The 17,240-nt window shown below is 69.8% G+C and carries 11 protein-coding genes; 9 read left to right on the forward strand and 2 right to left on the reverse strand.

Annotated features, from left to right (window positions below):
* Positions 1–176 precede the first annotated feature (176 nt).
* The 9 genes from xseA (at position 177) to pcaF (ending at position 15,245) form a co-directional block, all read left to right on the forward strand.
* Positions 177–1,544, forward strand: a complete 1,368-nt coding sequence (gene xseA, locus WKR98_RS23575; RefSeq protein WP_124690345.1) for an exodeoxyribonuclease VII large subunit — start codon at positions 177–179, stop codon at positions 1,542–1,544.
* A gap of 148 nt (positions 1,545–1,692) precedes the next feature.
* Positions 1,693–2,268: a superoxide dismutase gene (locus WKR98_RS23580; RefSeq protein ID WP_124690344.1), complete on the forward strand. Its 576-nt coding sequence runs from the start codon at positions 1,693–1,695 to the stop codon at positions 2,266–2,268.
* Positions 2,269–2,443: 175 nt separating this feature from the next.
* Complete coding sequence (locus WKR98_RS23585; protein ID WP_341434831.1) at positions 2,444–3,862, forward strand: chloride channel protein; 1,419 nt, start codon at positions 2,444–2,446, stop codon at positions 3,860–3,862.
* A gap of 90 nt (positions 3,863–3,952) precedes the next feature.
* Positions 3,953–9,079, forward strand: coding sequence for an alpha-2-macroglobulin (locus WKR98_RS23590; protein WP_341434832.1), 5,127 nt, complete (start codon positions 3,953–3,955; stop codon positions 9,077–9,079).
* Positions 9,080–9,147: 68 nt separating this feature from the next.
* The gene (pbpC, locus tag WKR98_RS23595) at positions 9,148–11,448 is read left to right on the forward strand and encodes a penicillin-binding protein 1C (RefSeq protein WP_445936151.1); all 2,301 of its coding nucleotides are present in this window, start codon (positions 9,148–9,150) and stop codon (positions 11,446–11,448) included.
* 137 nt (positions 11,449–11,585) lie between these two features.
* A complete protein-coding gene (locus tag WKR98_RS23600; RefSeq protein WP_124690340.1) occupies positions 11,586–12,275 on the forward strand; it encodes a 3-oxoacid CoA-transferase subunit A in 690 nt (229 codons plus the stop codon).
* 11 nt (positions 12,276–12,286) lie between these two features.
* Positions 12,287–12,925 carry a 3-oxoacid CoA-transferase subunit B gene (locus tag WKR98_RS23605; RefSeq protein ID WP_124690339.1) on the forward strand — a complete coding sequence of 213 codons (639 nt, stop codon included), beginning with the start codon at positions 12,287–12,289 and terminating at the stop codon, positions 12,923–12,925.
* Positions 12,926–12,929: 4 nt separating this feature from the next.
* The gene (locus WKR98_RS23610) at positions 12,930–14,009 is read left to right on the forward strand and encodes a maleylacetate reductase (RefSeq protein WP_341434833.1); all 1,080 of its coding nucleotides are present in this window, start codon (positions 12,930–12,932) and stop codon (positions 14,007–14,009) included.
* A 30-nt stretch (positions 14,010–14,039) separates the two neighbouring features.
* On the forward strand, positions 14,040–15,245 hold the full coding sequence (pcaF, locus tag WKR98_RS23615; protein WP_341434834.1) for a 3-oxoadipyl-CoA thiolase: 1,206 nt from the start codon (positions 14,040–14,042) through the stop codon (positions 15,243–15,245).
* Positions 15,246–15,319: 74 nt separating this feature from the next.
* Here the strand turns inward: pcaF and WKR98_RS23620 are convergent, their stop codons facing one another.
* Together WKR98_RS23620 and WKR98_RS23625 are read right to left on the reverse strand one after the other, a co-directional pair.
* Positions 15,320–16,147, reverse strand: coding sequence for a dioxygenase family protein (locus WKR98_RS23620; RefSeq protein ID WP_202865547.1), 828 nt, complete (start codon positions 16,145–16,147; stop codon positions 15,320–15,322).
* Between the two features lie 146 nt (positions 16,148–16,293).
* Positions 16,294–17,208 carry a LysR family transcriptional regulator gene (locus WKR98_RS23625; RefSeq protein WP_341434835.1) on the reverse strand — a complete coding sequence of 305 codons (915 nt, stop codon included), beginning with the start codon at positions 17,206–17,208 and terminating at the stop codon, positions 16,294–16,296.
* Positions 17,209–17,240 lie beyond the last annotated feature (32 nt).

Below are 17,240 nucleotides of genomic sequence, written 5' to 3' on the forward strand. Positions count from 1 at the left end.
GGGGCCACGGAATATGCGGTTCTTGCTAGGATGCCCGCTTTTGATTCAGTGGCTGGTGAAGTCAAAAAATCAATCAAATCAATGGCTTATAAGAAAATAATGCCGTCTGTGACAGAGAAATTACTTGACAACCATAGTTTTCAAGCCTGTGGAAAGCTTCTTGCCTGGAAACCCTCATGAATTCTGGTTTTGCGTCCGCACATGACGATTTCTCGCGGGGGATTCTGACTATCTCCCAGCTAAACCGCGCGGTGGCGGGCTTGTTGGAGCGCAACATTCCCCTGGTATGGGTGAGGGGTGAGGTGTCGAATTTCACCGCGGCGGCTTCCGGCCATTGGTATTTCACGCTCAAGGACGGCGGCGCCGCCGCGCGCGGCGTGATGTTCCGCGGTCGGGCCATGCTGGTGGGCTTCACGCCCCGCGAAGGCGACCGCATCGAGATCCGGGCCCGGGTATCGCTGTACGAACCGCGCGGCGACTACCAGTTGCAGGTCGAGGCCATGCGCCGGGCCGGCCAGGGCGATCTGTTCGAGGCCTTCCTGCGGTTGAAGGAAAAGCTGTCGGCCGAGGGACTGTTCGATCCGGCCCGCAAGCGCACGCCGGTGGCCGTGCCGCGCGCGCTGGGTGTCGTCACCTCGTTGCAGGCGGCGGCGCTGCGCGACGTATTGACGGCGCTGGCGCGGCGGGTGCCGCACGCCCGGGTGGTGATCTATCCGGCTCCGGTCCAGGGCGACGAGGCCGGCCCGCGGCTGGCGCAGGCCATCGCGCTCGCGAACCGGCGCGCCGAGGTCGATACCCTGTTGCTGGTGCGCGGCGGCGGCAGCATCGAGGACCTGTGGGCGTTCAACCATGAAGGGCTGGCGCGGGCCATCGTCGCCAGTGCGATCCCCGTCATCAGCGGCGTCGGCCACGAGACCGACTTCACCATCGCCGATTTCGCCGCCGATCTGCGGGCGCCCACGCCCACGGCGGCGGCCGAGATGGCGGGCCTGCCGCGCGAACAGTGGCTGGCGCGCCTGCGCCAGGCGGCCCAGGACCTGCGGCGGGCGCAGCGACGCCGCCTCGAGCAGGCCGGGCAGCGGCTGGACCGGGCGGCGGCGCAGTTGATTTCCCCGCGTGAACGCCTGGCGCGGCAGCAGGAGCGGCTGGCCGCGCTGGTGCGCGGCCTGGACGCGGCCTGGACCGGCGCCCAGCGCGACCGCGAGGCCGAGGTCGGCCTGTTGCGGCAGCGGCTGATCGCCCAGTTGCCCGATCCCGCGCGGCTGTCGGCGCGGGTGGACGACCTGGCGCGGCGCGTGCGGCAGTGCCAGGCGTACCAGCTCGCCCGCCTGCAGCAGCGGCTGGCCTCGCATGCCGCGCATCTGCGCGCGCTCGGGCCCGAGCAGACGCTGGCGCGCGGCTATGCCATCGTGCGCGACGAGCAGGGCGGCATCGTGCGGCAGGCACGCAGCTTGCAGCCCGGCGCCCGACTCGACCTCCGCTTCGCCGAAGGCGCGGCCCAGGCCTCGGTGACGGCGGTCGAAGCCGATCGCGGGCTGGTGTGACGGCCAGAATCCGCGCGGCCGCCAGGGCATGACATGACTGCGTCGCCCTGGCGCGTTAACCTTGCGTAACGCGGGGACTTCCGGGCCAAGCGGCATACTTGCCGATAAAATGCCCCCGCAAACCTCCCAACCAGAAGCAGGAGCTCAGATGGAACACACTCTTCCGCAATTGCCGTATCCCCAGGACGCCTTGGCCCCCACCATCTCCAAGGAAACGCTGGAGTACCACCACGGCAAGCACCACCAGACCTACGTCACCAATCTGAACAACCTCATCAAGGGCACCGAGTTCGAGAACGCCTCGCTCGAGGACATCGTCAAGAAGTCGTCCGGCGGCATCTACAACAACGCCGCCCAGCACTGGAACCACTCCTTCTACTGGAACTGCCTGACGCCCAAGAGCACGCCGCCCGCCGGCAAGCTGGCCGACGCCATCAATGCCAAGTGGGGCAGCTTCGACGCCTTCAAGGACACCTTCAACAAGCAGGCCGCCGCCAACTTCGGTTCGGGCTGGACCTGGCTGGTCAAGAAGGCCGATGGCTCGATCGACATCGTCAACACCGGCGCCGCGGGCAACCCGCTCACCACCGGCGACACCCCGCTGCTGACCTGTGATGTGTGGGAACACGCCTACTACATCGATTACCGCAATGCCCGTCCGAAGTACCTCGAGAGCTTCTGGGGCATCGTGAACTGGGAATTCGTGGCCAAGAACCTGGGCTGATTCCCGTCGCGGCCCCGCGGGGCCGCCGCATGACGCGCGCTGTCGCAAGCTCAGGCTTGAATGCTCAGCGCGCGTTTTTCATTGCCGGGCCGCCCCAAGATGAAAAACGCCCCCTTGGGGGCAGCGCCACCGCGAAGCGGCAAGCGTGGGGGCATTTTCTCATTGCTTCGCCTCCATGAAAGTCCGACGCTCAGTGCCCTGGCGCGACCAGGCCTCCATCACCGTGCGACGCAAGGGCCGGCAGGTCCTGCGGGTGTCGCGCAAGACCTTCCGCTACGCGCTCGTCCTGTGCGGGGCGGCGGTGGTGGCCTTGCTGTCGCTGGCGTTCGCCTGGCTGGCCGAGATCGCGCTGGAGTGGAACCGCCACTGGACCTCGGCCGCGCCGTGGGCCGCGCTGGTGGTCATCCCGCTGGCGATGGCGGGTCTGCGCTGGCTGACCTTGCGGCTCGCGCCGATGGCGCGGGGCAGCGGCATCCCCCAGGTGATCGCGGCCACCTCCATCCCGGCGCCCATCGCCTCCTCGGGGCTGGTGTCGCTGCGGCAGGCGCTCTGGAAGATTCCATTGACCGCCGTGGCGCTGCTGGCAGGCGCTTCGGTGGGGCGCGAAGGGCCTTCGGTGCAGGTGGGCGCGGCGGCCATGCTGGCCTGGGGCCGGTTCTGGCAGGAGCGGATAGGCGTCAAGCTGGAATTCCGGGCGAACGAATTGATCGCCGCGGGCGCCGCCGGCGGCCTGGCCGCGGCATTCAACACGCCGCTGGCCGGCGTGGTGTTCGCCATCGAGGAACTGGGGAGGAGCGCCGCCGTGCGCTGGAACCGCCTGGCGTTGTCCGGCGTGCTGGCGTCGGGTTTCATCGCGCTGGCCATCGCCGGCAACAATCCCTACTTCCATGCCGCGGCGGCGGCCGGCTTCGTCCAGGGGACGTGGGGTTGGACCCTGGCCAGCGGCGTGCTGAACGGCGCCGTGGGCGGGCTGTTCGCCGCCACGATGGTGCGCGGCGTGACGGGGCTGGTCCCCGCGCGGTGGCTTCCCTGGCTGCAGCGGCATCCGGTGCGGCTGGCCTTCCTGTGTGGCCTGGTCGTGGCGGTGCTGGGCTGCCTGACGGGCGGCGCCACCTATGGCACGGGCTATGAGCAGACCGCCGCGCTGCTGAACGGGCATCCTGTCGAGAGCGCCTGGTTCGGGATCGCCAAGTGGGTGGCGACCGTGGCCTCGTACGTGTGCGGCATTCCCGGCGGCATCTTCACGCCGTCCCTGGCCATAGGCGCCGGCATGGGCGAACACATCGTGCAACTGGCCGGACCCGCCGCCGATCCGCGCACGCTGGCGCTGGTGTCGATGGCGGCTTTCCTGGCGGCGGCCACCCAGGCGCCCATCACGGCCAGCGTGATCGTCATGGAGATGACGCGCAGCCAGGACCTGATGTTCCATCTGCTGATGGCCACGCTCGTCGCGTCGCTGGTGTCCCGGCAGTTCTGCCCGCGGCCGTTCTATCACGCGATGGCGCTGCGCTTTCACAAGGAAGTCATGCACCCTCACCATCGGCCATCCGGCGGCCCGGCAAGCACCGCGCCGCCAAGTGGTGCCCAAATGTAATTTTGTGAAGTCCATGCTTCACAATAGGCGGGCTCTCACCCTCTAATAGCGCTACGGAAAGCACGCACGAAGGCGTGTCCGGGGGATTTCATGGCAGACAGGAAAAAGGCGGCCGCCTGGGCCGCGGGCGTGGTATTGCTGGCCGCGGCGGTGGGCGGCGCATGGTGGGCGGGCAAGCAGTCCGGCGGCGGAGGGGGCGAGCCGCCCGCTTCCGAGCTGGTCGGCAGTGCCGATCCCTTCACGTTGCTCGAATGCCGGACGCGCCTGTTTGACGAGTCGCTGGCGCTGGCCGTGACGTTCTCGCAGCCGCTCGATCGCCGCCAGTCGCTGGGCAAGCTGCTGCAGGTGGTGGACCTGGGCGCCGCTTCCGGCGATGACGAGGCCGCCAAGACCCTGGGCAAGCCGCAGCCCGGCCAGGCCCTGCCGGAAGGCAAACCGGTGGCGGGCGACTGGTCGCTGGGCGACAACCCGCGCGTCGCCTACTTCCCCTACATCCAGCCGAACCGCCGCTATGCGATCGCGGTGCCCGAGTCCGTCAAGGGCGCGGGCGGGCAGGCGCTGCCCGAGGCCTTCGGCTGCGAAGTGGCCAGCGAGGCCATGCCGCCGTCCTTCTATTTCGCCAGCCGCGGCGTGGTGCTGCCCGCAGGCCAGAACGGCGGGCTGCCGGTGGTCACGGTCAATACGCCCGAGGTCGACGTGCAGTTCCTGCGCATCGATCCCGCGCAATTCCCCCGCTTCTTCGAACAGGTGCTGGGCGTGCGCCGGCCCGTCGCCAAGACCGACCCGGATGCCGAGGACGACAGCGACGAAGACGACGAGTGGCGCTACAGCGGCAACCGCAGCCTGAAGGGGACGGTGGGAAGCTGGGACCTGGATCGCCTGAAGGATGTGACGCGCAGCGTCTATGCCGGCCGTTTCCTGACCGACGACAAGGCCAATCGCCGCCATGTCACCTTCCTGCCGGTCGAGGGCATCAAGGAACTGAAGGAGCCCGGGATCTACGTGGCCGTGATGAGCCAGCCCGGACGGTTCCGCGACGAATACCAGGTCACCTATTTCTACGTCAGCGACATCGGCCTGCACACGCGGCGCTACGCCGGCCAGCTCGATGCGTTCGCGACCTCGCTCAAGAGCGGCAAGGCCATGGACGACGTCGAGTTCGAGCTGCTGGACGCGAACGCGAAGTCGCTGGGTCGCGCCAAGGCCGACGGGCAGGGGCGCGCCGTGTTTTCGGGCAGCTTCGAGGCCGCGCGCATCCTGTTGGCGCGCCGGGGCGCGGAGCTGTCCGTGGTGGCGCTGGCCGAGCCGGCGCTGGACCTGTCCGAATTCGACGTGGGCGGCTATCCGTCCCGCGACAACAAGCTGTTCGTCTACGCCGGCCGCGATCTCTACCGGCCGGGCGAGCGCTTCGACGTTTCCGTGCTGGTGCGCGACGCCGACGGACGGGCGGTGCAGGCCGCGCCGGTCACGGCCACGCTGAAGCGGCCGGACGGCCGTACCGTGCGTACCGCCTTGTGGCGGCCCGATGGGCAGGTGCCGGGCTATGTGCGCCAGGCCATCGAGCTGCCGGCCGACGCGCAGACGGGCACCTGGCTGCTGGAGACGCGCCTGGACCCGGCGGCCCGCTCGGCCGATGCCTCGTGGAAATTCCAGGTGGAAGAGTTCCTGCCCGAGCGCATGAAGCTGGACCTGAAGTCGCGCGAAGGCGTGCTGGAGGCCGGCCGGCCCCTGAACGTGAAGGTGCAGGGCGACTACCTGTACGGCGCGCCCGCGGCCGGCAACCGGCTGCTGGGCACGGTGTCCATCGATCGCGACCGCTATGCGCTGCCGCAGCAATGGCCGGGCTTCCTGTTCGGCGATTTCGCCGACGACGACCGCAAGCAGCGGCGCGACCTGGACGAGACCACGCTGGACGACAAGGGCGCGGCGGCGGTTGCCGTCCCGGTGGATGTGTCCGGCACCGCCTCGCCCATGAAGGTGAAGGCAAGCTTCAGCCTGCTGGAGTCGGGCGGCCGGCCCGTCGTGCGTTCCATCGAGCGCAGCGTCTGGCCGGCGCCGGCATTGATCGGCGTGCGGCCGCTGTTCGACCGCGACGTCGCGCGCGAAGGGACGATGGCCGAGTTCGAGGCGGTGCGCGCGGACCCGCAGGGCAAGGTCGTGCCGCTCAAGCAGGCGCAGTTGCGCGTATACCGCGAGGAACGGGTGTATTACTGGCGCTTCGACGACCAGCGCGGCTGGAACAGCGGATTCACCGAAACCGAGGAACTGGTCGAGTCGCGCGTGCTGGCGCTGCCCGATCGCGTGAAGTTCGGGGTGCCGGTCAAGTGGGGACGCTACCGGCTGGAGCTGAGCGATCCGGAAAACGGCGACACGCTGCGCTACCGCTTCTATGCCGGCTGGGGCGCGCAGGATGCCGAGGAAATGGGCAACCGGCCGGACCGGGTGCAGCTCAAGCTGGACCACGCGCCGGTGCGCGAGGGCGAGACGGTCAAGCTGTCGATCACGCCGCCCCATGACGGCGAGGCGCTGATCGCGGTCGAGGGCGGCACCATGCTGTGGAGCCAGCGCACCAGCGTGAAGGCGTCGGGCTCCATGGTCGAGATTCCCATCGGCAAGGACTGGAGCCGCCACGACCTGTACGTGTCGGTGACCGTATTCCGGCCCGGCAGCCAGGGCGATCGCGTCACGCCGGCACGCGCGCTGGGCCTGGTCTACCTGCCGCTGTCCCGCGACGATCGCAAGCTGGCCGTGGAGCTGGCCGCGCCGCCCAAGGTGCTGCCCGAGAAGCGGACCACCGTGAAGGTCAAGGTGGGCAACGCCGGGCAGGGCCAGCAGGCGTACGTGACGCTGTCCGCGGTCGACGTCGGCATCCTGAACATCACGCGCTATGCGACGCCCGATCCCTTCGACTTCTTCTTCGGCAAGCATCGCTACGCGCCGGAGCTGCTGGACCTGTACGGCAAGCTGATCGAGAAGATGGAGGGCACGCAGGGCAAGCTGAAATGGGGCGGGGATGCCGCGATGCGCGACACCCGCAGCATGCCGGTGAAGGTGCGGCTGGTGGACCTGTTCAGCGGTCCGGTGCGGCTGGACGAGCAGGGCGAGGCGCAGATTCCGTTGGACCTGCCCGACTTCAACGGCACGCTGCGCCTGATGGCCTCGGCCTTCACGCCCGACCGCTTCGGCAACGCGCAGGCCGAGATGGTGGTGGCGGCGCCGGTGGTGGCCGAATTGTCGACGCCGCGCTTTATCAGCCCGGGCGACGAGGCCGCGATCGCGCTGGACGTGACCAACCTGAGCGGCGCGCCGCAGACGCTGACGGTGAACCTGGAGGGCCTGGACCCGGTGCGGATACGGGGCGGGTCGCAAAGCGTGAACCTGGCCCACCAGCAGCGCGCCACCCTGCGCTTCGTGGCCGAGGCCACGGGCGCCTACGGGCTGGGCCGGCTGCGATTGACGGTCGACGGCCAGGGAGGCGCGAACCCCATCCGCATCGTGCGCGAGTCGCTGTTGCAGGTCCAGCCGCCAGTCGCGGCGACGCGCGACGTGCGTCGCGTCCGGCTGGGGCAGGGCGAGAGCCTGAAGCTGGAGTCCAGCTGGATCGACAAGCTGTATCCGGATTCGGCCAGCGCCAGCGTGGCGATTTCCAACAAGCCGCCTTTCAACGTGAAGCGCCTGGTGCAGGGGCTGCTGGACTATCCCTATGGATGCCTGGAGCAGACCGCCAGCGCGGCCTATCCCCACGTCTTCATCGGCGAGGACGAGGCCCGCGCCTGGGGGCTGACACCGCGCACGCGGGCCGAGCGCGAACGCATGATCGAAGGCGCGGTCGGCCGCATCGCCGGCATGCAGAAGGCCGGCGGCGGCTTCGCGCTATGGGGCGACGGCGCGCAGGAGATCTGGCTGTCGGCTTATGTGGCGAGCTTCCTGCAGGATGCCCGCACGGCCGGCTTCAACGTGCCCGACCTGGTGTCGCGCCGAGCCTCCGACTGGCTGCTGGCCCAGTTGCAGCAATCGTCGGCCAACTTCCCCAGCCTGCCGCAGAACCTGCTGGCCCAGCTTGCCGCCGGTCCTGGCCAGCGGCTGCGCGACAATGACTACAACCTGCTGCGCGACAGCCACCGCCGCTTCGCCGAGCTGGCCAACGCGGCCTATGTGCTGGCGCGCGAGCAGAAAGCGCCGCTGTCCACGCTGCGGGTGCTGTACGACAACTACCGCGACCGGTCGCGCTCGCCGCTGCCCCTGGTTCACCTGGGCATCGCGCTGAAGCTGATGGGCGACGAGACGCGCGCGCGCTCGGCCTTCGACGAGGCGATGACGCGCGGCTACGGCATCGACGCCAATCGCTACGGCGGCTATGGTGAATGGCTGGGCGACTACGGCTCGGCCCTGCGCGACTACGCGATGTCCTACGCGCTGATGATGCAGCACCAGATCGACCATCCGCGCCGCGAGGCCCTGCTGGGCGACGTGGCCGGCCGCCTGGGCAGCCGCAGCTATCTGTCCACCCAGGAGCAGCTGGCGCTGTTCCTGGCCGCGCGGGCGGCGGGCGGCGTGGCCGGGGCGCAATGGACGGCGACGCTGCGCACGGGCCAGGGCGAGCAGCAGCTCAGTTCGCGCGACACCGAGGCGCGCAGCTTCACGGCCGCGCAGTTGGCCGCCGGCGTGGACATCGTCAACACGCAGGCCGATCCGCTGTTCGTCGAGGTGGACGTGCAGGGCTACCCGCGCCAGGCCGAGGCGCCGCGCGCCTCGGGCGTCACGATCGCGCGCAGCTGGTACGAATCGGACGGACGGCCCTGGAACGGCCGCCCGTTGCAGACCGGCGAGATGCTGATCGTCAAGCTGGACGTCGCCTCTGGTCGCCGCATCGAGGACGCGCTGGTGGTAGACCGGGTGCCGGCGGGGTTCGAGGTCGAGAACATGAACCTGAGCCAGGGGCCGGACATGGCGGATTGGAAGGTCGGCGGCGTGCAGGTGTCCGAGGCGCTGAACGATACGCGCATCAAGCATCGCGAGTACCGCGACGACCGCTACGTCGCGGCCGTGAGCATCCAGGGGCCGGTCACCGTGTTCTATCGCGTGCGGGTGGTCACGCCGGGCCGCTTCGTCGTGCCCGCGCCGGTGGTCGAGGACATGTATCGTCCCGAGATCCGGGCGGTGGGCGCGTCTTCCGGCCCGCTGGTGGTCAACGACCCGCGCGGAGGCGCGCGCTGAGGCGGCGCTGGGGCGCCGCCACGGCGGCGGGGGCGATCGCGCTGGGGGCGCTGTGGGCGGCGGACCGGATGCATCCGCTGCCGGCCCAGGCCTTCCGGCCGGCCGATGGGGGCCTGGTGGTCACATCGGCCGACGGCAGCCCCTTGCGCACCTATCCGGGCGAGGACGGCATCTGGCGCTACCCCGTCTCGCCCGAGGACGTGTCCCCGCTGTATCTGCAGGCGCTGCTGACCTACGAGGACCGCTGGTTCCACTGGCACTGGGGCATCAACCCCTACGCCATGGCGCGTGCGGCCTGGCAGTGGGCGACTTCGGGCCGCATCGTCTCGGGCGGATCGACGCTTACCATGCAGGTCGCGCGCATGATCGACCCGGCGCTGCGCGGCGCCCCGCGCAGCATGGGTATCAAGCTGCGCCAGATGGCGCGCGCGGCGCAACTGGAATGGCACCTGTCCAAGCGCGACATCCTGACCCTGTACCTGAACCATGCGCCCATGGGCGGCATCGTGGAAGGCGTGGAGATGGCCAGCCGCGCGTATCTGGGCAAGCCGTCGCGCCAATTGAGTCATGCCGAGGCCGCACTGCTGACGGCATTACCGCAGGCTCCGTCACGGCTGCGCCCCGACCGCGCGCCCGAGGCGGCCCGGGCCGCGCGCGACAAGGTGCTGGCCCGCCTGGCCCAACGCGGCCGCTGGAGCGCCGAGGTGGTCGCCGACGCGCGCATCGAACGCGTGATCGCGCAGCCGCTGCGCGGCCACTGGCTGGCGCCGCTGGCCGCCGAACGCCTGCGGCAGCGGCCGCAGCAGGGAACCGCCGCCTCCCGCCGCATGGTCCGGTCGACCCTGGATGCCGAATGGCAGTCCATCGTCGAGGACATGCTGCTGGACCGCGTGGACACGCTGCCGCCCAAGGTGTCCATGGCCGTGCTGGTGGTGGACAACGACAGTCTGGAGGCGCGCGTTTACGCGGGGTCGGCCGATTTCTCCGACGCGCGCCGGGCGGCCCACGTGGACATGGTCCGGGGCGTGCGTTCGCCGGGGTCCACGCTCAAGCCCTTCCTGTACGCGATGGCGCTGGACGAGGGCATGGTCCATTCCGAGAGCCTGCTGGTCGATGCGCCGCAGACCTTCGGCGGCTACCGGCCGGGCAATTTCCAGGCCTCCTTCTCGGGCGCGGTCAGCGTGTCCGAGGCCTTGCAGCGTTCGCTCAACGTGCCCGCGGTCGACCTGCTCGATCGCATCGGCCCGGCGCGCTTCGCGTCGGTGCTGCGCGCGGGCGGCCTGCGCCTGCGCATCCCGGCGGGCGCGGCCCCGAACCTGAGCCTGATCCTGGGCGGGGCGGGCACCACGCTGGAAGAACTGGTCGGCGCCTACCGCGCGCTGGCCCGCGGCGGCCTGGCCGGCCGCGTGCGGCTGACCGCCGACGAGCCGCGCGTCGAGTCCCGCATCATGAGCGAGGGCGCGGCCTTCATCGTGCGCGACATCCTGGAGAGCGGCGGCCGGCCCGATCGGCCCTTCTACGCGGGCGGCCGGGGGCTGGCCTGGAAGACCGGCACGAGCTTCGGCTTTCGCGACGCCTGGGCCGTGGGCGTGACCGATGCCTGGACGCTGGGCGTCTGGGTGGGCCGGCCCGACGGTACGCCCAATCCCGGTTTCTTCGGCGCCAACGTCGCCGCGCCGCTGCTGCAGGACCTGGTGGCGGCGCTGCCGGCGGCCGCACCCATCCCCCGCATGCCGCCCGCCTCGGTGCGCGCGCAGTCCATCTGCTGGCCTCTGGGCCTGCGAGCCGACAGCACGCCCGAGGACATGTGCCTGCAACGCCGCCAGGCCTGGTCGCTGGACGATGCCGTGCCGCCCACGCTGCCCGATCGCGGAACACAGGGGGGCCTGGTGGAGACGATCTGGGTCGATCCACGCTCGGGAATGCGCACGGATCCCGGCTGCCGCGTGCCGGGCACGCCCAGGCAGGTCGCGCGCTGGCCGTTGGCCTTGCAGCCGTGGGCGGAGGCGGGAATGCTGCCGGGAACCGGCGCGGCGCGCTGGCATCCCGCGTGCGGATCGGGCTCGCATGCGGGCACGGGCGTACGGCTCGAAGGCCTGGACACGGGCGCGATCCTGCGCCCGGTGCCGGGGCGCGACCAGATCGATGTGCAACTGCGGACGCTGGGCGGCGACGGCGCGCTGTGGTGGATGCTGGATGGCAAGCCGGTTCGCCGTACGGATGGCGCCGGTCCGGTCTCGCTGCGCTTCACGCGCAACGGGGCGCATACCGTCACCGTGATGGACGAGGGCGGCCGCTACGACAGCGTGCGCTTCACCGTGCGCGGGCTGCCGGAACACGCTCGGAATGACGGCCCGGGAGGCTTATGATGACTCTGGCCTCTTGCCCCTCGTGCGTAATCGATGTTTAATATTCGAACAATAGTTCGCGTATAGAACTTTTCCGTTTTGCAATCAGGTACGCCGCCTGCGTCCCCCCGGACGGCAGGCATCGTGCGGAGACATAGATGATCAACAAAATCGTGGCTTCGGTGGCCGAAGCGCTGGCCGGCGTCAAGGACGGCTCCACCATATTGGTAGGCGGGTTCGGCACGGCCGGCCTGCCCAACGCGCTGATCGACGGTCTGATCGAGCAGGGCGCCAAGGATCTCGTGGTGGTGAACAACAACGCCGGCAATGGCTATACGGGCCTGGCCGCGCTGCTGCAGACCGGGCGCGTGCGCAAGGTGATCTGCTCGTTCCCGCGCCAGACCGACTCCTACGTGTTCGATGAACTCTATCGCGCCAAGAAGATCGAGCTGGAACTCGTGCCCCAGGGCAACCTGGCCGAGCGCATCCGCGCCGCGGGCGCGGGCGTGGGCGCCTTCTACACGCCCACCGGTTTCGGCACGCTGCTGGCCGAAGGCAAGGAAACGCGGCACATCAACGGCCGCGACTACGTGCTGGAATACCCCATCCACGGCGACGTGGCGCTGATCTCGGCCTACAAGGGCGATCGCTGGGGCAACCTGACCTATCGCAAGACCGCGCGCAACTTCGGGCCCATCATGGCGACCGCCGCCAAGATGGCCATCGCCCAGGTGCACGAAACCGTCGAACTGGGCGAGCTCGATCCGGAAGCGGTCGTGACGCCCGGCATTTTCGTCAAGCGCGTGGTGGCCGTCGGGGCCCAAGCCAACGCCCAACAGGCCGCCTGAGGAACACGCACATGAACAAGATGAATCGAGACCAGATGGCCCAGCGCGTGGCGCGCGACATTCCCGAGGGCGCTTACGTGAACCTGGGCATCGGCCTGCCCACCCTGGTGGCCAATCATCTGCCGGCGGACCGCGAGGTCCTGCTGCACACCGAGAATGGCCTCCTGGGCATGGGCCCCGCGCCCGAGAAGGGCCACGAGGACTGGGACCTGATCAACGCCGGCAAGCAGCCGGTCACCGCGCTGCCCGGCGCCGCCTATTTCCACCATGCCGATTCCTTCGCGATGATGCGCGGCGGCCATCTGGACATCTGCGTGCTGGGCGCCTTCCAGGTGTCGGTCAAGGGCGACCTGGCGAACTGGCACACCGGCGCGCCGGATGCCATTCCCGCCGTGGGCGGCGCGATGGACCTGGCCATCGGCGCCAAGCAGGTGTTCGTGATGATGGACCTGCTGACCAAGACGGGTTCGAGCAAGCTGGTGGAAACCTGCTCCTATCCGCTGACCGGCGTCGGCTGCGTGAGCCGCGTCTATTCCGACCTGGCCGTGTTCGATATCAAGAAGGACGGCGTCTACGCCAGCGACGTGGTCGACGGACTGTCGTTCGACGAATTGCAGCGCCTGTGCGGCGTGCCGCTGCGCAAGGCCTGACGCCATGGACGCCTTCGTCTACAACGCCAACGCCGCCCGCGTGGTGTTCGGCGCGGGCTCCCTGCAGCACCTGGAGCGGGAGATCGGGCTGCTGGGCGCGCAACGGGCGCTGGTGTTGTCCACGCCGGGCCAGCGCAAGCTGGCCGAGCGCGTGGCCGCCCTGCTGGGGGCGAAGGCGGCGGGCATCTTCGACGGGGCGGTCATGCATGTGCCCATCGAAGCGGCCCGCCAGGCGCGCGACGAGGCGCGCCGGCTGGACGCCGATTGCGCCGTCGCCATCGGCGGCGGCTCCACGGTGGGGCTGGGCAAGGCCATCGCGCTCGAGTCCGGGCTGCCCATCCTGGCCATTCCCACCACTTATGCCGGCTCCGAGATGACGCCGATCTACGGCATCACCGAAGGCGGCCTGAAAAAGACGGGCAAGGACGCGCGCGTGCTGCCGCGCACCGTGATCTACGACCCCGAGCTGTCGACGGGGCTGCCGGTGGCGCTGTCGGTCACCAGCGCGATGAATGCCATGGCGCATGCCGCCGAGGGCCTGTACGCGCAGGACAGCAACCCCATCATGTCGCTGATGGCCGAGGAAGGGCTGGCGGCCATCGCCCGCGCGCTGCCGGGCATCGTGCGCCAGGCCGGCGACATCGAGGCCCGGTCGCAGGCGCTGTATGGCGCCTGGCTGTGCGGCATCGTGCTGGGCAACGTCGGCATGGCGCTGCACCACAAGCTTTGCCATACGCTGGGCGGCAGCTTCAACCTGCCGCACGCCGAATGCCATACCATCGTGCTGCCGCATGCGATGGCCTACAACGCCCCGGCCGTGCCGGACGCCATGGCGCGCATCGCGCGCGCCATCGGTGCCCAGGACGCGGCGGCGGGGCTCCACGACCTTGCCCGCGACAACGGCGCCCCCGTTGCCCTGCGGGATCTCGGCATGCCGGAGGCCGATCTCGATCGCGCCGCCGACATCGCGGTGTCCAATCCCTATTGGAACCCGCGTCCCATCGAGCGCACGGCCATCCGCGCGCTGCTGCAGAACGCCTGGGCGGGTGTACGCCCGGTTACCAACGTCAGTCGCAACCCCTAGAACAGCTTTATCCCCCATCCGAGACAGAACATGACTACACACGCCTTCATCTGCGACGCGATCCGTACCCCCATCGGCCGCTACGGCGGCGCCCTGGCATCGGTGCGCACCGACGACCTCGCGGCGATCCCGCTCAAGGCCCTGATGGAACGAAACCCCCGCCTGGACTGGGCCGCCGTCACCGACATCATCTTCGGCTGCGCCAACCAGGCGGGCGAGGACAACCGCAACGTCGCCCACATGGCCTCGCTGCTGGCGGGCCTGCCGCTGGAGCTGCCGGGATCGACCGTCAACCGCCTGTGCGGCTCGGGCCTGGACGCGGTCGGCACCGCCGCGCGCGCGATCAAGTCGGGCGAGGCAGGGTTGATGCTGGCCGGCGGCGTCGAGAGCATGAGCCGCGCCCCGTTCGTGATGGGCAAGGCCGAGTCGGCTTTCTCGCGCAACGCGCAGATCTATGACACCACCATCGGCTGGCGCTTCGTCAACAAGCTGATGAAGCAGATGTACGGCGTGGATTCCATGCCCGAGACGGCCGAGAACGTCGCCACCGACTACAAGATCGAGCGCGAAGCCCAGGACCGCATGGCGCTGGCCAGCCAGGCCAAGGCCGCCGCGGCCCAGAAATCCGGTGTGTTCGATGCCGAGATCACCCCCGTCACGATTCCCCAACGCAAGGGCGACCCCGTTGTCGTGACCAAGGACGAGCACCCGCGCGAGACCAGCATGGAAGCGCTGGGCCGACTAAAGGGCGTGGTCCGCCCCGACGGCACCGTCACCGCCGGCAATGCCTCGGGCGTGAACGACGGCGCCTGCGCGCTGCTGCTGGCCAGCGAGGCCGAGGCGGGCCGCCACGGCCTGACGCCGCGCGCCCGCGTGGTGGGCATGGCCACCGCCGGCGTGCCGCCCCGCATCATGGGCATGGGCCCGGCCCCCGCCACCCGCAAGGTGCTGGCGCTGACCGGCCTGAGCCTGGACCAGATCGACGTGATCGAGCTGAACGAAGCGTTCGCCGCGCAAGGCCTGGCGGTGCTGCGCGACCTCGGCCTGGCCGACGACGATGCGCGCGTGAACCCCAACGGCGGCGCGATCGCTCTGGGCCATCCGCTGGGCGCCAGCGGCGCGCGGCTGGCCACGACGGCGATCAACCAGCTGCACCGTACCGGCGGCCGCTACGCGCTGTGCACGATGTGCATCGGCGTGGGGCAGGGTATCGCCGTCATTCTCGAACGGGTCTGATCCCGGGCACCGGCGCCGCCCACGCGGCGCCCGGTATCGATGCCCCGCGGCGCAAGCCCCGGGGCATCGTCGTTTCAGCCCAGCATGCCCACGGTTGCGTGGCCGACGTAGCCCTGGTCCGGATTGCCTTTCATCGCGACGGTTTGCGCGGCGATCTCGGCCGGCGAGTTGTCGCTGAAGATGCCGTCCTTCGCGAGGCTGATGCGCGCGTAGGCATGCAGGCTGGACTCGTAGCCACGGGCCTCGCCGTAGACCGCGCCGCAGGCGTCCTGCGGCAGCACCAACTGGGACGTCAGGTACTTGCGGTCGTAGCGCGGGGTACCGTCCGCCGTGGGGTAGACCTCCAGGTGCAGGTGCGGATAGCGGCCCGGGTAGCAACCCGGGAAGATGGTCTGGAAGCGGACCTCGCCCTGGGCGTCGGCCACCTGCACGCCGCGCAGGAAGTTCTCGTCGCGCAGTGCGCGGGTGTACAGCGAATAGCCGCCGTCGCGCGTGCAATGCCACAGGTAGACCGCCCGGCCCGGCAGCGGCGCGCAGCCGGTGCTGACGTCGACCAGCCTGATCGTCAATTGCAGCGGTACGCCCTGGGCCGTGCCGGTCGGGCCGCCGAAGCTGTCGCGCAGGTCGCTGCGCACGACGCCGGACGAGGCCAGGACGTTGGCCGCGCTGCTGGTGGGGCCGCCGCCGTTGGCCGGATAGGGGCCGGCGGTTTCCTCGGGCAGCGCGATGCAGGCGCCCGAGGGCGCGGCATCGCCGGCGCGCGCGAGACCCGGCAGGCCAAGCGCCGCGGCGCCCGCGCCCAGCATGCGGGCCAGCGCGAGCCGGCGGGCCGGAAGGCGGGCCATCCGGAGCAGGTCGCGTTCCAGTTCGGTTGGGGCAGGCACCGGTTGCGGTTCTGTCATGTGTCTTCCATCGCGGGTCGCCGTGCCGGGCGAAGGGAGGGGAGGAGGCCGCACGCGGCGGCGCCGCTATGGTACTTCGGCGCGCCGGCTCGCGGCATGAGCGTTTCGCAAGCAGACGCAACCGGGCTTGGGGCGTGAACAGGGCCCTAGCTGGCCCACTTGCGGTCGAAGTCCATCTTGCGGAAGTGTTCCACCATGAAATCAATGAACGTGCGCGTCTTGGCCGGCAGGTACTGCCGGTGCGGATAAGCCAGGTTGATGGTCAGGCGCGGCAGGTCCCAGTCGTCCAGCACCGGCACCAGCCGTCCGGCCACGATGTCGTCGTAGATGATGTACTTGGGCTGGACCAGGATGCCCAGGCCCTCGCGCGCCGCGGTGCACAGCACCTGGCCGTCGTTGGCTTCCAGCACGCCCTTTACCGGCAGCACGCGGACTTCGTTCGCGCGCGAGAAGCGCAACTCGTCGTAGCGGTTGGAATAGGTGTAGAGCAGCAGCCTGTGGCTGGCCAGCTCGTCGATGGTGCGCGGCGTGCCGTGGCGGTGCAGGTAGCCTGGCGAGGCGGCCAGGATGCGCCGTGTCTCGGCCAGCCGGCGGATGGTCAGGTTGGAGTCGGATTCGTATTCGCGCGTGCGCACCGCCAGGTCGATGCCGTTGTCGATCAGGTCGTAGTAGCGGTTGGCGGTGATCACGTGGACGTTTACGTTGGGAAAGCGTCGGTTGTACTCGGGCAGCAGCGGCGCGATGTGGCGCATCGCGAACGACAGCGACGAGGTGACGCGCAGGTCGCCCACCGGATTGAGCACGGTGGCGTTGACGGCGGACTCGGCCTCCTGCATCTCGCCCAGGATGTTCTTGCTGCGCCGGTAGAACTCCTGTCCGACCTCGGTCAGGTACAGGCGTCTGGTGTTGCGCTCGACCAGCCGGGCCGACAGGCGCTGTTCCAGCGTGGCCAGGTGCCGGCTCGCGGCGGCGGTCGACAGGCCGGCGGCTTCGGCGGCGCGCGTCAGGCTGCCGAGTTCCGCGATGTGGACGAACAGCTCCAGTTCGCGCCAGCGGTCCATGCTTCTCCCTCGATTATTAGCAGAATTGCAAA

This window comes from Pigmentiphaga sp. YJ18 (genome assembly GCF_038066655.1).
Lineage (GTDB): Bacteria > Pseudomonadota > Gammaproteobacteria > Burkholderiales > Burkholderiaceae_B > Pigmentiphaga.

Coding starts and splice junctions, on each gene's coding strand:
- WKR98_RS23585 (WP_341434831.1), top strand. CDS start 2,444: ATGAAAGTCCGACGCTCAGTGCCCTGGCGCGACCAGGCCTCCATCACC.
- WKR98_RS23625 (WP_341434835.1), bottom strand. CDS start 17,208: ATGGACCGCTGGCGCGAACTGGAGCTGTTCGTCCACATCGCGGAACTC.
- pbpC (WP_445936151.1), top strand. CDS start 9,148: ATGCATCCGCTGCCGGCCCAGGCCTTCCGGCCGGCCGATGGGGGCCTG.
- xseA (WP_124690345.1), top strand. CDS start 177: ATGAATTCTGGTTTTGCGTCCGCACATGACGATTTCTCGCGGGGGATT.
- WKR98_RS23590 (WP_341434832.1), top strand. CDS start 3,953: ATGGCAGACAGGAAAAAGGCGGCCGCCTGGGCCGCGGGCGTGGTATTG.
- WKR98_RS23605 (WP_124690339.1), top strand. CDS start 12,287: ATGAACAAGATGAATCGAGACCAGATGGCCCAGCGCGTGGCGCGCGAC.
- WKR98_RS23620 (WP_202865547.1), bottom strand. CDS start 16,147: ATGACAGAACCGCAACCGGTGCCTGCCCCAACCGAACTGGAACGCGAC.
- WKR98_RS23580 (WP_124690344.1), top strand. CDS start 1,693: ATGGAACACACTCTTCCGCAATTGCCGTATCCCCAGGACGCCTTGGCC.
- WKR98_RS23610 (WP_341434833.1), top strand. CDS start 12,930: ATGGACGCCTTCGTCTACAACGCCAACGCCGCCCGCGTGGTGTTCGGC.
- pcaF (WP_341434834.1), top strand. CDS start 14,040: ATGACTACACACGCCTTCATCTGCGACGCGATCCGTACCCCCATCGGC.
- WKR98_RS23600 (WP_124690340.1), top strand. CDS start 11,586: ATGATCAACAAAATCGTGGCTTCGGTGGCCGAAGCGCTGGCCGGCGTC.